The 13,888-nt window shown below is 72.2% G+C and carries 17 protein-coding genes; 10 read left to right on the top strand and 7 right to left on the bottom strand.

Features of this window, described 5'->3' with window-relative positions; genetic code table 11:
* Positions 1–67: 67 nt before the first annotated feature.
* Positions 68–1,630: a sulfatase gene (locus tag ACBJ59_RS31085; RefSeq protein WP_375113758.1), complete on the bottom strand. Its 1,563-nt coding sequence runs from the start codon at positions 1,628–1,630 to the stop codon at positions 68–70.
* A 90-nt stretch (positions 1,631–1,720) separates the two neighbouring features.
* Here ACBJ59_RS31085 and ACBJ59_RS31080 point away from each other — a divergent pair, with 90 nt between their 5' ends.
* Both ACBJ59_RS31080 and ACBJ59_RS31075 read left to right on the top strand, forming a co-directional pair.
* Positions 1,721–2,377 carry a TetR family transcriptional regulator gene (locus ACBJ59_RS31080; RefSeq protein ID WP_375113757.1) on the top strand — a complete coding sequence of 219 codons (657 nt, stop codon included), beginning with the start codon at positions 1,721–1,723 and terminating at the stop codon, positions 2,375–2,377.
* Positions 2,378–2,584: 207 nt separating this feature from the next.
* Entirely contained in the window at positions 2,585–3,016 is a 432-nt protein-coding gene (locus ACBJ59_RS31075; protein WP_375113756.1) for a cold shock domain-containing protein, read from the top strand.
* A 252-nt stretch (positions 3,017–3,268) separates the two neighbouring features.
* Here ACBJ59_RS31075 and ACBJ59_RS31070 read toward each other — a convergent pair whose 3' ends face one another.
* The 3 genes from ACBJ59_RS31070 to ACBJ59_RS31060 form a co-directional block, all read right to left on the bottom strand.
* The gene (locus ACBJ59_RS31070) at positions 3,269–3,463 is read right to left on the bottom strand and encodes a helix-turn-helix transcriptional regulator (protein ID WP_375113755.1); all 195 of its coding nucleotides are present in this window, start codon (positions 3,461–3,463) and stop codon (positions 3,269–3,271) included.
* A complete protein-coding gene (locus tag ACBJ59_RS31065; protein ID WP_375113754.1) occupies positions 3,460–3,879 on the bottom strand; it encodes a hypothetical protein in 420 nt (139 codons plus the stop codon). Before ACBJ59_RS31065 ends, ACBJ59_RS31070 begins: the two co-directional genes overlap by 4 nt.
* 115 nt (positions 3,880–3,994) lie before the next feature.
* Positions 3,995–4,849: a S1 RNA-binding domain-containing protein gene (locus ACBJ59_RS31060; protein WP_375113753.1), complete on the bottom strand. Its 855-nt coding sequence runs from the start codon at positions 4,847–4,849 to the stop codon at positions 3,995–3,997.
* 134 nt (positions 4,850–4,983) lie between these two features.
* Here ACBJ59_RS31060 and ACBJ59_RS31055 point away from each other — a divergent pair, with 134 nt between their 5' ends.
* The 4 genes from ACBJ59_RS31055 (at position 4,984) to ACBJ59_RS31040 (ending at position 7,742) form a co-directional block, all read left to right on the top strand.
* On the top strand, positions 4,984–6,213 hold the full coding sequence (locus tag ACBJ59_RS31055) for a serine hydrolase domain-containing protein (protein WP_375113867.1): 1,230 nt from the start codon (positions 4,984–4,986) through the stop codon (positions 6,211–6,213).
* Between the two features lie 94 nt (positions 6,214–6,307).
* A complete protein-coding gene (locus tag ACBJ59_RS31050; RefSeq protein ID WP_375113752.1) occupies positions 6,308–6,715 on the top strand; it encodes a hypothetical protein in 408 nt (135 codons plus the stop codon).
* Positions 6,716–7,047: 332 nt separating this feature from the next.
* The gene (locus ACBJ59_RS31045; RefSeq protein WP_375113751.1) at positions 7,048–7,266 is read left to right on the top strand and encodes a hypothetical protein; all 219 of its coding nucleotides are present in this window, start codon (positions 7,048–7,050) and stop codon (positions 7,264–7,266) included.
* 113 nt (positions 7,267–7,379) lie between these two features.
* Complete coding sequence (locus ACBJ59_RS31040; protein WP_375113750.1) at positions 7,380–7,742, top strand: YdeI family protein; 363 nt, start codon at positions 7,380–7,382, stop codon at positions 7,740–7,742.
* Positions 7,743–7,858: 116 nt separating this feature from the next.
* Here ACBJ59_RS31040 and ACBJ59_RS31035 read toward each other — a convergent pair whose 3' ends face one another.
* Entirely contained in the window at positions 7,859–8,332 is a 474-nt protein-coding gene (locus tag ACBJ59_RS31035; protein WP_375113749.1) for a carboxymuconolactone decarboxylase family protein, read from the bottom strand.
* A gap of 110 nt (positions 8,333–8,442) precedes the next feature.
* Positions 8,443–9,201 (bottom strand): precorrin-6A synthase (deacetylating), encoded by a 759-nt coding sequence (cobF, locus tag ACBJ59_RS31030; protein ID WP_375113748.1) that lies wholly within the window; start codon positions 9,199–9,201, stop codon positions 8,443–8,445.
* 82 nt (positions 9,202–9,283) lie between these two features.
* Here cobF and ACBJ59_RS31025 point away from each other — a divergent pair, with 82 nt between their 5' ends.
* The 4 genes from ACBJ59_RS31025 to ACBJ59_RS31010 are packed head-to-tail and all read left to right on the top strand — an operon-like array spanning position 9,284 to position 12,415.
* Positions 9,284–9,670, top strand: a complete 387-nt coding sequence (locus tag ACBJ59_RS31025) for a pyridoxamine 5'-phosphate oxidase family protein (RefSeq protein ID WP_375113747.1) — start codon at positions 9,284–9,286, stop codon at positions 9,668–9,670.
* On the top strand, positions 9,667–10,875 hold the full coding sequence (cbiE, locus tag ACBJ59_RS31020) for a precorrin-6y C5,15-methyltransferase (decarboxylating) subunit CbiE (RefSeq protein ID WP_375113746.1): 1,209 nt from the start codon (positions 9,667–9,669) through the stop codon (positions 10,873–10,875). The genes ACBJ59_RS31025 and cbiE overlap by 4 nt, the downstream gene beginning before the upstream one ends.
* Positions 10,872–11,642, top strand: a complete 771-nt coding sequence (gene cobM, locus ACBJ59_RS31015) for a precorrin-4 C(11)-methyltransferase (protein WP_375113745.1) — start codon at positions 10,872–10,874, stop codon at positions 11,640–11,642. Before cbiE ends, cobM begins: the two co-directional genes overlap by 4 nt.
* A complete protein-coding gene (locus tag ACBJ59_RS31010) occupies positions 11,627–12,415 on the top strand; it encodes a cobalt-precorrin-6A reductase (RefSeq protein WP_375113744.1) in 789 nt (262 codons plus the stop codon). The genes cobM and ACBJ59_RS31010 overlap by 16 nt, the downstream gene beginning before the upstream one ends.
* Here ACBJ59_RS31010 and cobJ read toward each other — a convergent pair.
* Complete coding sequence (gene cobJ, locus ACBJ59_RS31005; protein ID WP_375113743.1) at positions 12,406–13,884, bottom strand: precorrin-3B C(17)-methyltransferase; 1,479 nt, start codon at positions 13,882–13,884, stop codon at positions 12,406–12,408. The two genes, ACBJ59_RS31010 and cobJ, sit on opposite strands and share 10 nt — an antisense overlap.
* Positions 13,885–13,888: the final 4 nt, after the last annotated feature.

The following is a 13,888-nucleotide window of genomic DNA, read 5'->3' as shown; positions in this document are numbered from 1 at the left end:
CGAAACGAAACGGGTTCGGTCGTGGCGGGGTGGCTCCCCCACCGGGTCTCCCCGCCACGACCGCGGCTCAGCCGGAGGTACGGCAGGCCGCGCCCTTGCAGGAGTTCAGCTCCGCCATGCGCTTGTCCAGCCGGGCCACCAGGGCGGCGTGCCGCTGCCGCCCGGCCTTCGTGGCCAGCAGGTTGTCGAGCTGGTAGGGGTCGCTGGCGAGGTCGTAGAGCTCGTACTCCCGCTTGCCGGCGGAACGTTCCAGGTCGTACCAGCGGGTGTAGACGTGGCGCTTGGTGCGCAGGGAGGTCCACGACGGCAGGTCGACGAGGTAGATCTCCTTGTTGTCGCCTTCGGTGTACTCCTGGAAGATGCCCTCCCGGTCGGTCACGCCCGAGCCGGCGTACTGCCCCAGGAAGTCCTTGCGCCACCCGCTCGGCGTACGGCCGCCCAGCAGCGGCACCAGCGAGGCGCCGTCCACGTCCGCCGGAACGGGCACGCCGGCCAGGTCGAGTATGGTCGGCCCGTAGTCGATCGACGTGACCATCGCGGAGGTCCGGCCGCGCTTGACGCCGGGACCCGAGACGACCAGCGGCACCCGCGTGGACTCCTCGTACGGCGCCATCTTCTGGACCAGCCGGTGCGCCCCCAGGTTGTAGCCGTTGTCGCTGGCGAAGATCAGGTAGGTGTTGTCGTACTCGCCGGTCTCCTTCAGCGTCTCGACGATGCCGGCGATCATGTCGTCCATCGCGAGCAGGGTGCCCATGCGCTTGCGGTATTCGCGGTCGTTCGTCGCGGCGACCAGCTTCGAACGCGGCTTCCTGGTCTGCCGCAGCCAGGTGGGCTTGTCGCTGACGTCCTTCTCCTGGAAGTTGGGCAGGTGCGGGGTGCGGCCGAAGCGCTTGCCGGCGTACCGGGGCGGGGCCGGCATGGGCAGGTGGGGGGCGGTGGAGGCGGCGTACCAGAAGAAGGGCTTGCCGGTGGCCGAGGACTCCTTGATGAACTCGGCGGACTTCCGGGCGATGACGTCCACCTGGTAGTCGGACGGCTTGTCGCCGTACTTCACCATCGTGCCGTTCTCGTTGAGCGTGTAGTTGTAGCCGGTGTACAGCGACTGGCTGACGCCGCCGTTCCAGTCGTCCCAGCCCGGCGGGATGTGCCCGGGCTTCTCCTCCAGGCCGTTGAGGTATTTGCCGGCCATGCCGGTGCGGTAGCCGGCGTCGTGCAGGTGCTTGACGAACGTCCTGCTCTCGTTGCCGGCGGCCTCGAACGCCGCGTAGCCGCCCCATTCGCCGTAGTTGGTGAGGACGTGGTTGTTGTGGCCGTACTTGCCGGTCAGGATCGCGGCCCGGGCGGCGCAGCAGATCGGCGTCGTCGCGAAGGAGTTCGTGAACGTCAGGCCCGTCCGCTGTAACAGCGCCCTCGTCTTCGGCATGGCCTCCCAGTAGGGGGTGGTGCGTTCGTCGAGGTCGTCGGCCAGGACCATGACGATATTGGGCCGGTCGTCCGTCGCGACCTGCCTGTTTGTCGCGGTTCGCGACGCCGCCGCGGCCTGCGGGCCCGTTACGGTCAGCACCGTGGCCAGCGTGGTCAGTACGAGCGTCCCGCCGGCCAGCGAGATGTTTCTGCGCAAAAGTGTCACGGCTGACACTTTAACAGGGAATGTGTCAGTCATGACACTTTTCTTGGCGTGCCGGGTCGATCAGCGCCCGGACGTGGAACAATGCGGGACATGGTCACTGCCGGGCGGCGCGAGCAGCACAAGGAGGCGACGCGGCGGGCCTTGCAGGAGGCCGCCACGCGCATGTTCGAGGAGCGCGGATTCGCCGAGACCACGGTGCGTGACATCGCCGAGGCCGTCGGCGTGACCGAGCGGACCTTCTTCCGCTACTTCCCGTCCAAGGAGGACCTCGTCCTGGGGGAGGTCCTCGACCTGTTCCCGGAGTTCGCGCGGCTGGTGCGGGCCAGGCCGGTGGACGAGAGGCCGTACGTGGCGGTGCGCAACGCCCTGCTCGACCTGGCCGGCACCCGTACGACGGGGCTGGCCCTGCTGTTCAGCGGCCTGCCGGGCCGCAAGCTCTCCCACCCGACCAGGGCCGCGCATCCGGTGCTGCTGGAGCTGGAGGACGGCCTGGCAGAGGCCCTCCGCGACCGCCTGGCCGCCGTGGACGGCGAGGGGGGCGAGGGCGGCGAGGGCGGTCTGATCGGCGACCTGGATGACGAGCGGGTGCGGACGCTGCGTGCCTCGGTGCTGGCCCGCGCCAGCGTGGCCGCACTGCGCGCCACCGTCCTGGCCTTTCATGAGCTCCCCGAGGAGGAGCGCCGGCTTGAGACGGCCCGGCACCTGGCCGACCAGGCGTTCGCCATCCTGCGCGACGACCCCCGCTGACCCCCGCGCGGTTGCACGGCGCTCGGAAGTCGGTGCTCGGACGGGCGCCCGCGCGCTGATGGGAGGCGGTGGTGGACCCCGGCATGGGTTATCATCCATGCGCGTCCCTCGCGCACCGCGAAGCCTCATTCCGTTGTGGAAAGCGCGCGGCGGGCCCGGTGTGCGCGGTTGTGTGTGAGTTGGTTTCTTGAGTGGTGATTGGGCGGCGTGGTCGTGGTTTCTGCGGGAAAAATCATCAGGTTTGACGACGTCCGGGGTTATGGGTTCATCGCGCCGGTGGGCGGTGGGGAGGACGTCTTCTTCCATGCGAACGACTTCGGGGAGAATCGCCACCTGCTGCAGGTCGGCCTGACGGTCAGGTACGAGGCGATAGCGGGCGACCGCGGGCCGAAGGTCCTGTCGGTACGCATCGTCGACCCGGCGGACAGCGGCATCGGCCCGGCCCCGGACTGGGAGCGGCGGGCGGTGTCCGCGGCGGACGACGACGGGATGTGCGACGTCCTCGCGTCCCGCGAGTTCCTGACCGACGTGACCGAGATGCTGCTGCGGCACGTGCCGTCGCTGACCGGCACCCAGATCATCGAAGTGCGGAAGCAGTTCGTCGACTACGGCCGGGCCCACGGATGGGTGGAGAACTGACCTGACGCCTCGCTCGGAGCCTGTGTCTCCGGGCGAACCGGTCGGTTCCACCCAGTCGATTCCGCCCACCCCGCGCTTCAGACCCAGCCGGTGCACGACCGGCTCCATCGGCGCGGCGGCGGCGGTGCCCGCCCTTCTCCTCGCCCCAGCGGATGACCGCCCCGGAGGCGGCCCGAGCGCACCACGTAACGCATTGTCGATTCCGGCGCGGATGATTCTCCGGCCGCGCGCCGGTGTTCAGCTGCTGCCGCTTCATTGATCGTCGAGAAAGAGCTCTTCGATCTTCAGGTTGAACACCTTGGCGAGGCGGAAGGCGACCGGAAGGCTCGGATCGAACTTCCCTGTTTCGATGGCGTTGATCGTCTGCCTTGACACGCTGACACGCTGAGCCAGGTCCGCCTGCGTCCAGGCGCGTTCGGCCCGAAGCTCCGTGATGCGGTTCTTCATCGGTATCTGATCTTGCCGACGGCGATGGCGAGCAGGTAGACGACTCCCAGGGACACGGGGAAGGCCGCGATGTTGACGTCGTAGGCGACGAGGTCGGCGGCGTCCGCGACGATGTAGGCGAATCCGCCGACCCATCCCACTCCGAGGGTGATCCCCAGCGCATCCTGCACGATCTTCCGCTGCAACTCATCTTGTTCTCGAAGAAAGCGCGTGAAGGCGACGATCCATCCGATGCCGACGGCCAGAGTGGCGGCGACTGCGGCCCAGCTCGCCACCGGTTGCTGCGAGCCCCACGCCCGTTCGGGGCCGAACTTGGCTAAGGCAACGCTCGCCACCCAGGCGAGTGTCCAGAGCGCCAGCCGAACGGTTGTCCTGATCGACTCCCGATAGTCCCCGGTCGCGTTGTGTGCTTGCACGCGTTGCCTCCCTGCGATGCGAAGTCAAGTACACTTGACACGGTAGGAGCTGCCCGCCGCAGTGTCAAGCTCACTTGACACCGGCCGAGCCGACCCCGGTCCGGGCGGCTGGTGGTCAGGCGCCGCCGGGTCGTGAGCCCCGGCGACGGCGAGACAGGGTGAGCCGTCGCCGCAGCGGATCGATCTCGACGACGATCACGGTGACCGCGTCGCCGACCTGAACCTCGTCGCCTGATGCCTCGACGGTCGGGGCGGGGAGTTCGCTGAGGGGGATCAGGCCTTCGATGCCGTCTGCCACGCGGACAAAGACGCCGAAGGGCACCACCTTGCTGACCGAGCCGTGCAGGACATCCCCCACGTGAACGTTGCGCGCGAACTGTTCGAAGTGCTTGAACGGGTCGGGCTGGGTGGCCCGCAACGATAGGCGGGCTTCGCCGTTGCATGTGTCGAAGACGAGGAACTCGCAGGTGATGCGCTCGCCCACGGAGACGACCTCAGACGGGTCCTCGAAGCGGCGCCAGGACAGCTCGGGCATGCTGATGAAGCCAACGCCGGGAAAGACGGGATGATCGGGTCCGTCATCCAGATCGACGAAGACGCCGAAGCGTTCGACAGCCGCAACGGTGCCCGACAGCCGCTGCCCCGGACGCAGTGCCGTCAGATATGCCCATAGCTGTGGGTTCTCGGTCGCGGACCGCGAGAGCCGTACCTGTCGCCTACGGAGGTCAACGGCGATCACCTCGGCGGAGACCCGGCCGCCGACCTCGATGATTCCAGCGGCGAATCGCCCGGAGAACCGCCAGGAAAGATCGAGCGGGCCGATGACGCCGACTGGATCGCCGGCGAAAGCGTCGAGAACCACGGTCGTTTCCGATTGCGCGACCGCTGCAACGGTCCCCGTGAGGACGTCACCGACCTTCACCGACCTCAGGAACGCGGTGAGAAGCGATTCGTCCTCCACCGTTCCCATGGCTGCAAGGCTCTCAGAGATGCGCGGTCGTGTCAGCGGTGGCGTCAGGACGGTGACGGCCCGGTATCAGGGCGGTCGGCGATGGTGGACGACATGAAGGGGTTCAGCCACCACTGTAGGCAAGGAGATTCATGATGGGATCGGGCAACAGCGGCTTCTCCGTGGCAGGGCTGCGCAGGTTGCGTGAGGTGCTGGCGCGGTATGTCGAGTCCGGGAAGGTTCCCGGGCTGGTGGCCCTGGTCAGCCGGGGCGGTGAGACGCATGTCCAGGCGCTCGGCACGATGCGGCACGACGGTGGCGCGCCGATGCGCCGGGACACGATCTTCCGGATGGCGTCCACGTCAAAGCCGGTCTCGATGGCGGCGGCGATGGTGTTGCTGGACGAGTGCCGGCTGCGGCTCGATGACGTGGTGGAGCCGTGGCTGCCGGAGATGGCCGACCGCCGGGTGCTGACGCGGATCGACGGCCCGCTGGACGACACCGTGCCGGCGCGGCGGCCGATCACCGTACGGGACGTGCTGACCTCCACCTTCGGGCTCGGCATGGACATGACGGCGCTGGGCACCCCGATCATGGGCGCGATCTTCGAGCGGGGGCTGACGCCCAATCTGCCGGTGCCGATGCCCGGGCCGGACGAGTGGATGCGCCGCCTGGGCGAGCTGCCGCTGATGTACCAGCCCGGCGAGCGCTGGCAGTACCAGATCAGCAACGACCTGGTAGGCGTGCTGGTGGCCCGGGTCACCGGCCAGTCGTTCGAGGAGTTCCTGCGGGAGCGCATCTTCGATCCGCTGGGCATGAAGGACACCGGCTTCCACGTGCCCGCCGACCAGATCGACCGGCTGCCGCCCCTCTACGCCCCCGACCCGCAGACCGGGGAGTTCCTCGTCTGGGACGAGGCCGAAGGCGGACGCCACAGCAGGCCGCCGGCGTTCCAGGGCGGAGGCGGCGGGCTCAACTCCACCGCCGACGACTACCACGCCTACTTCCGGATGCTGCTCAACGGCGGCACGCACCAGGGGCGGCGGATCCTGTCCCGCCCGGCCGTCGAGCTGATGACCACCAACCGCCTCACCCCCGAGCAGAACGCCGCCCGCAACGCCCTGGCCACCGACAACGTCCACGTGTCGTTCGGCCAGGGACAGCACGGCGGCTGGGGCATGGGCATGGCGGTACGCACCTACCGCGGCGACTACGCCCCCGTCGGCCAGTTCGGCTGGGACGGCGGCAGCGGCACCTCGACCTACGCCGACCCCGCCAACCAGCTCACCGGCATCCTGCTCACCCAGGTCGGACTGTCGGTCCCGGACCCGGCGCGGCTGATCCACGACTTCTGGACCACGCTCTACCAGGCCATCGACGACTGACACCGAGCCCACGCCTCAGTAATCGGAACAGGACCGCATCCCACCGGCCGCCCCGTTCCATCGAATCGCCGCAACCCTTGAAGGAGCAACCGCCATGTCCCTCACCCTGAGCAACCAGGACAGGATCACCCTGCGCACCGCCGCGTACGGCGCCGTCTCGCTGATGTCCGCCGCTGACGCCGCCGGCAGGCCACACCGGGCCGCCACCCACGGCTCCATCGCCCTGGCCTCCGCCACCGGCCTGGTCGGGCACGTGCTCGCCGAGTGGCCCAAGGGTGTGAACCTGCGCGGCAAGTCCGTGGCCGAACTCGCCGACCTGGTGCTGCCGGCCCTGACGGCAGCCATGAGCCTGCTGAAGAGGCGGGCTCCGGCGGAGGCCGACAACTTCCGCCGCACCGTCCTCGTCGCCGTCGAAGCCGCCGCCCGGACCCACCAGGGCCAGCCCAGCCCGGCCCTGGCCGACATGGCCCGCAAGATCACCGAAGCTCTCGACGCCGCTTGACGGGATGCCGGCTCGCACGGGCCACGGCGTGCACGGGGTCCTGTGACACGGCGGCGGGCCGGGGACGTCCCGCTGAGGCCGGGTGAGTTCGTGCCGGTGCAGCCGCCGTCCCGGGTCTCGGGCGACCCGCGGCGGTGACCGACCGGCCCAGGGCGCTTCATGTTTGACCTGGTCGCCGGGCGGGCCGATAGTGGAGTGACGCGAAGGGGAGTACTCGCCGTTCGACATCCCGGCCGTCATCACGGTCTCCACGCCTGGGGGAGACCCGGCGGGATGGCCCTTCCGGCTCCGGCGCGGCCGGGGCTGAAGGGTGCGGGAAGACCTTCGTCCTCATGGCCGCATGCCCGGGCGAGGCCGAGGGGGTCCTCATGCCGAACATCGTGCTTCCCGAGATCCTGCTGGGTGTCCTGCTGATCTACTCCGCGCTCGTCAGCGCCGCCGTGCTGTGGGTCGGGCCGCCACGCCCCCGCGCCGCCGGCGGCCGCCGCCGCGACCACTTCCGCCACGTGCCCGTCGAAGACCGCCCCGACTGGCCGGGAACGCATCGCTGATCTCGCGCCCGCGGCGGGCCGTCCCACCACGTCCGGGTCGTGCACCGCGACCCCGGCCGGGTCGTCGACAAAGTGCTCAATTGATGAGCACTTTGGCAGGGAGGATGGTGGTCATGACGATCCTCATCGACGACGCCGCCGCCTGGCGCGGCTGGCTGGCCGACCACCACGACAGCGCGACCGAGGCCTGGCTCGTGATCGCCAAGAAGGGCACCACCGAGCCGACCAGCCTCACGTACGCGCAGGCCCTGGAGGAGGCGCTGTGCTTCGGCTGGATCGACGGCCTGGCCCGTTCCCGCGACGGGGCGACGTACCTGCAGCGGTTCAGCCCGCGCCGGTCGCGCAGCCCGTGGTCGCGGCCGAATGTCGCCCGCGTCGAGCGCCTGCGGCGTGAGGGCCGGATGCGGCCGGCCGGCCTGGCGGCGGTCGAGCGCGCGCAGGCCGACGGCCGCTGGCCCGCGGCCGATCCCGCCTGATCCGCAGCCGGTCGGGGTGAGGCCGTGCTGCGCCGGGGCTTCCGGGCCCCGCGCACGATCCCGGCGGGGTGGGGCAGGGGTGCGCGACGTCCCCCCGCGCCCCACCCGCCATCGGTCTACGCGAACTGGCCGGGCTGGTAGGCGCCGGCCGGCTGCTGGGTGATGATGTTCAGGCGGTTGACCATGTTCATCAGGGCGATGAGGGCCACCAGGGCGCCCAGCTGGTCCTCGTCGTAGTGCTTGACGGCGTTCGCCCAGACCTCGTCGCTGACCCCGCCGGCGGCGTCGGCGACGCGGGTGCCCTGCTCGGCCAGCTCCAGGGCGGCCCGCTCGGCCTCGGTGAAGACCGTCGCCTCCCGCCAGGCCGCGACCAGGTTGAGGCGCACCGAGCTCTCTCCCGCGTGCGCGGCTTCCTTGGTGTGCATGTCGATGCAGACGGCGCAGCCGTTGATCTGGCTGACGCGGAGCGACACCAGCTCCTGGGTAGCGGCGGGAAGGGGCGAATCCTTCATGACCTTGCCCATGGCCATGAAGTGCTTCACGAGTTTCCCCGTGAACGGGTTGGCGATGTAGTTGAAACGGGCTTCCATGCTGATCTCTCCTTGCCGTGTCGGCTGTTACCTTGACCGACGAGATGGCTCGGGAGATGTGATGGCCTGCCGGATGTGACCTCCGTCTCCCCGGGACGGCCGGCCCGCCCTCAGCGATCCGCGGGAGGGAGACGGCGCAGCAGGTACGTGTCCATGATCCAGCCCTTGCGGGCACGGGCCTCGGCGCGCACCTCGCGGATCCGGTCGCCCACCTCGGCCACCGGCCCGGACACCAGGATCTCGTCGGGCGTCCCCAGGTACGCGCCCCAGAAGATGTGGAAGTCGTCGAGACCGGCGAAGGAGCAGTGGGCGTCCAGCATGACGACCACGTCGTCGGCGGGCGCGCCCCGCTCGGCCAGGCGGCGGCCGGTGGTGAGGTGGACGGGCCGCCCGACCTGGGTGAGCGTGGTGCGGTGGCGGGCGGTGAGCGCGGCCACGCTGCTGATGCCAGGGATGACCTCGTGCTCGAAGGCGACGTTCCCGCGCTGGAGGATCTGCTCCACGATGGCCAGCGTGCTGTCGTACACGCCCGGATCGCCCCACACCAGGAACGCGCCCGTCTCGTCCTCGCCCAGCTCGTCGCGGATGAGCGCCTCGCACGCCAGCGCGCGGCGCGCCCGCCAGTCGTCGACGGCGGCGGCGTACGCGGGCGCGGTGCGGTCGCGCTCCGGGTCGCGGGCCTCCACGATCCGGTACGGCCCGCGGCCGTGCTCGGCGATCAGGTCCAGCCGGAGCTGCACGAGCTCGTGCTTGACCTCGCCCTTGTCGACGATGAGGAACACGTCCGTGGCGGCGATCGCCTTGACTGCCTGCAGGGTGAGATGGTCGGGGTCTCCGGCGCCGATCCCGATGACGAGTAGCCGCTTCACCCGCAAGAGTCTGCCAGAGCGCCGCGTATACGATATGCCTCGCCATTCACCCGAGGAGGCCTGAGCAGGCCAGAGGAGCATCGTGGACCTGGTCGAGCTGGGCGACGCGTTCGCCGCCTTCTGGCAGGAGCGGCACCTGTGCACGCTCTCCACCGCCCGCGCGGGCGGCCCGCCGCACGTGGTGCCGGTGGGCGCGACGCTGGACCTGGCCGCCGGCATCGCCCGGGTGATCACCTCGGGGTCGTCGTACAAGGCCAGGCTCATCGGCGCCGGCGGCGCCGCGGTCGCGCTCTGCCAGGTGGACGGCCGCCGCTGGTCGACGCTGGAGGGCCGGGCCGTGCTGCGAACCGAGCCGGAGCAGGTGGCCGACGCCGAGCGCCGCTACGCCGCCCGCTACAAGCCGCCCAGGGTCAACCCCGCGCGGGTGGTCGTGGAGATCCACGTGACCCGCGTGCTGGGCAACGTGTGATCACGGTCGTCGGCATCGGCGCCGACGGCTGGGACGGGCTGCCCGCCGGATCGAGGCACGCGGTGGAGGCGGCCGAGGTGCTCATGGGCGGCGCCAGGCAGCTCGACCTCGTACCCGTGACGGCCGCCGAGCGCGTGGCCTGGCCGTCGCCGCTGCTGCCCGGGCTGCCCGCGCTCATGGACACGTACGCCGGCCGCGAGGTCTGCGTGCTGGCCAGCGGCGACCCGATGTTCTACGGCATCGGCTCGACCCTGGTACGCCTGCTGGGCGCGGCCCGGATCCGGGTGCTGCCGCACGTGTCCTCGCTGTCGCTGGCCTGCGCGCGGCTCGGCTGGCCGGTCGAGCAGGTGGACGTGGTCAGCCTGGTGGGCCGCCCGCCCGCGGCCCTGACCGCCGCCCTCCAGCCCGGCCGCCGCGTCGTCGTGCTCGGCGCGGGCCCCGCCTCCCCGTCCGTGGTCGCCGCGCTGCTGGCCGGGCACGGCTACGGCCCGAGCGCCATGACGGTGCTGTCCGACCTGGGCGCCCCGTCGGAGTCCGAGCTGCGCGGCACCGCCGACTGCTGGACGGACGCCGGCGTGTCCCCGCTGCACCTCATCGCCGTCGAATGCGCGCTCGCGCCCGGCGCCGAGCCGCTGGCCAGGGTGCCCGGGCTGCCCGACACGGCGTTCGAGCACGACGGGCAGCTCACCAAGCGGGAGGTCCGCGCGGTCAGCCTGTCGCGCCTGGCCCCGCTGCCCGGCGAGCTGCTGTGGGACGTGGGGGCGGGAGCGGGCAGCATCGCGATCGAGTGGCTGCGCACCCACCCGTCGTGCGCGGCGGTGGCGATCGAGAGCCGGTCCGACCGCGCCGCCGCCATCGGGCGCAACGCCGACCGGCTCGGCGTGCCGTCGCTGCGCGTCGTGACGGGCCGGGCCCCGGAGGCGCTGGACGGGCTGCCCGCGCCGGACGCGGTGTTCGTCGGCGGCGGCGCGACCGCGCCCGGCCTGCTGGACCGCTGCTGGGCCGCCCTGCGCCCCGGCGGCAGGCTGGTGGCGAACGCCGTCACCCTGGAGTCCGAGGCCGTCGTCGGGCAGTGGTACGCCCGGCTCGGCGGCGATCTGGTGCGCCTGGCCGTGCAGCGGGCCTCGCCGGTGGGCGGGTTCACCGGATGGCGGGCGGCGATGCCGGTGACAGTGTGGTCGGTGACCAGGAGGGACGTATCGTGACCGTGTACTTCGTCGGGGCGGGCCCCGGCGCTCCCGACCTGATCACGTTGCGGGGGCTGCGGCGGCTGGAGTCGTCGCCGGTGTGCCTGTACGCGGGGTCGCTGGTGCCCCGTGAGCTGCTCGACGCCTGCCCGGCCGGGGCCCGGCTGGTGGACACGGCCGACCTGACGCTCGACGAGATCGTGGCCGAGCTGGTCGCCGCGCACCGCGAGGGCCTCGACGTGACGCGGCTGCACTCCGGCGACCCGTCCGTCTTCAGCGCCGTGGCCGAGCAGATGCGCCGGCTGGACACGCTCGGCGTGCCGTACGAGGTGGTGCCCGGGGTGCCGGCGTTCGCGGCGGCCGCGGCCGCGCTCGGCCGGGAGCTGACCGTGCCCGGCGTCGGCCAGACGGTCATCCTGACGCGTACCTCCGCCCGCGCCACGCCGATGCCCGAGGGCGAGGACCTCACCACGCTCGGCGCGAGCCGGGCCACGATGGTGCTGCACCTGGCGGTCCAGCGGATCGACGCGGTGGTGGCGGAGCTGCTGCCCTCGTACGGCACGGACTGCCCGGTGGCGGTGGTGGCGCGGGCGAGCCGGGCCGACGAGGTGATCCTGCGCGGGACGCTGGCCGACATCGCCGCGCGGGTCCACGAGGCCGGGATCCGGCGGACGGCCGTGATCGTCGTCGGGCGGGTGCTGTCGGCGTCGCAGTTCCCCGACAGCCACCTCTACAGCGTGACCAGGGAGCGGGCGGCCAGGGAGCGGGCGTGCGGCGGATCCTGATCCTGGGCGGCACCGCCGAGGCGCGGGCGCTGGCGGCCGAGCTCGCCCCCGACCCCCGGCTGCGGGTCGTATCCTCGCTGGCCGGGCGGGTGAGCAGGCCGCGGTTGCCGGTGGGCGAGGTGCGGGAAGGCGGCTTCGGCGGGCCGGACGGGCTGGCCGCCTGGCTGGTACGGGAACGGGTCGACCGGCTGGTGGACGCCACGCACCCGTTCGCGGAGCGGATGACCGCCTCGGCGGTCGTGGCCGGCGCGGCGACCGGCGTGCCGCTGCTGGTGCTGCGCCGCCCGGGCTGGCGCGAAGGGCCGGGCGACGCCTGGCAGCGCACCGGCTCCCTGCAGGCGGCCGCCGCGCTGCTGGCCGGCGGCCGGTGGCCGGCGGCGCGGCGGGCGGAGCGCGCGGGCCCGCCGGACGCCGCGGGCGGGTGCCGGGTGTTCCTCACGACCGGGCGCCGGAGCCTGCCGCTGTTCACCGGGGTGCCCGGCGCGTGGCTGCTGGCCAGGTCGGTGGACCCGCCCGAGCCGCCCGTGCCGCCGAACGTGCACGTCCTGCTCGACCGCGGCCCCTACACCGTCGCAGGCGAGCTGGCCCTCATCCGGGAGCACCGCCTGGACGTGCTGGTCACCAAGGACAGCGGCGGCCCGATGACCACGGCCAAGCTCGTCGCGGCCCGTGAGGCCGGACTGCCGGTGATCATGGTGGACCGGCCGCCGCTGCCCGCCGGCGCCCGGCTGGTGGACACGGTGGCGGCGGCGGTGTCCTGGGTTCAGGGATAGCGGCGAGGCGTGTAGACGGCGCCGCTGCCGGTGACGCGGGTCGTGGAGGAGCCGACGATCAGCAGGCAGCGCATGTCGACCGCGGCCGGGTCCAGGTCGCCGAGGGTGGTGACGGTGACGCTCTCCTGCGGGCCGCCGACGTCGCGTCCGATGACCACGGGGGTGTCCGGGGCGCGGTGTTCGAGGAGCAGGTCACGGGCGGCGGCGACCTGCCACGTACGGCTGCGCGAAGCCGGGTTGTAGATCGCCAGCACCAGGTCGGCCCGGGCGGCGGCGGCCAGCCGATCGGCCACCACCTCCCACGGCTTGAGCAGGTCGGACAGCGACAGCACGCAGTAGTCGTGGCCGAGCGGCGCGCCCACCCGGCTCGCCACCGCCTGCGCTGCCGTCAGCCCGGGCACGACCCGGACCGGCACCTCGGGGAAACCGCCGGCCGCCTCCAGCACGGCGCTGGCCATGGCGAACACGCCCGGGTCGCCCGACGACACGACCGCCACGCGGGCGCCGTCGCGGGCCAGCTCCAGGGCATGCCGGGCGCGCTCGGCCTCGACCCGGTTGTCGGTGCGGTGCCGGCGCTGGCGCGGGTTCGGTGGCACGCGGTCCACGTACGGGCCGTAGCCGACGATGTCCGTGGCCGCCGCCAGAGCCTCCTGAGCCTCCGGCGTGAGCCACGGCCGCCCCGCCGGGCCCAGGCCGACCACGGCCACCTCGCCCCGCCCCGCTGCCGACGGCGGCTCGGGGACGAAGGTCCGCTCGGCCGGGCTGGCGAGCAGGGCCAGCGAGAAGTACGGGACCCCGTCCGGGTCGACGTCCTTGAGCGGCGCCACCCGCTCGGCGCCCATCGTGGCGCGCTCCACGTACCAGGCGTCGTCGAGCCGCCCGGCCTCGGCCAGCGCGTCGCGGACCTTCTCGAACGTCCGGCCCAGCTTGAGCACGGCGGCGGAGTCGGTGCCGCGCAGCCGCTCGGCCAGCACGTCGGCGGGCAGCGTGCCGGGCAGCACGGTGAGCACCTCGTCCCGCTCCACCAGCGGCCGCCCGAGCACGGCGGACGCGGCGCTGACCGAGGTGACGCCGGGCACCACCTCGGTCGGGTAACGGTGGGCGAGCCGCTTGTGCATGTGCATGTAGGAGCCGTAGAACAGCGGATCCCCTTCGGCCAGCACGACCACCGTCCGGCCCGCGTCCAGGTGGGCGGCCAGCCGCTCGGCGCAGTCGGCGTAGAAGCCGTCGAGCGCGCCCTGGTAGCCGCCCGGGTGGTCGGTGGTCTCCGTGGTCAGCGGGTACAGCAGGAGCTCCTCGACCTGCCCCTCCCGCATGTACGGCAGCGCGATCGAGCGGGCGATGCTGCGGCCGTGCCGGGCGGCGTGGTACGCGATCACGTCGGCCTCGCCGATGAGCCGGGCCGTCCTGACCGTGACCAGTTCGGGGTCACCGGGCCCGAGGCCGACTCCGTACAGGCGTCCCGTCATCACA

This window comes from Nonomuraea sp. MTCD27, assembly GCF_041950495.1.
Classification (GTDB): Bacteria; Actinomycetota; Actinomycetes; order Streptosporangiales; family Streptosporangiaceae; genus Nonomuraea.
The sequence above is the reverse complement of the archived record's forward strand: the minus strand, read 5'-3'. Positions and strand labels throughout refer to the sequence as shown.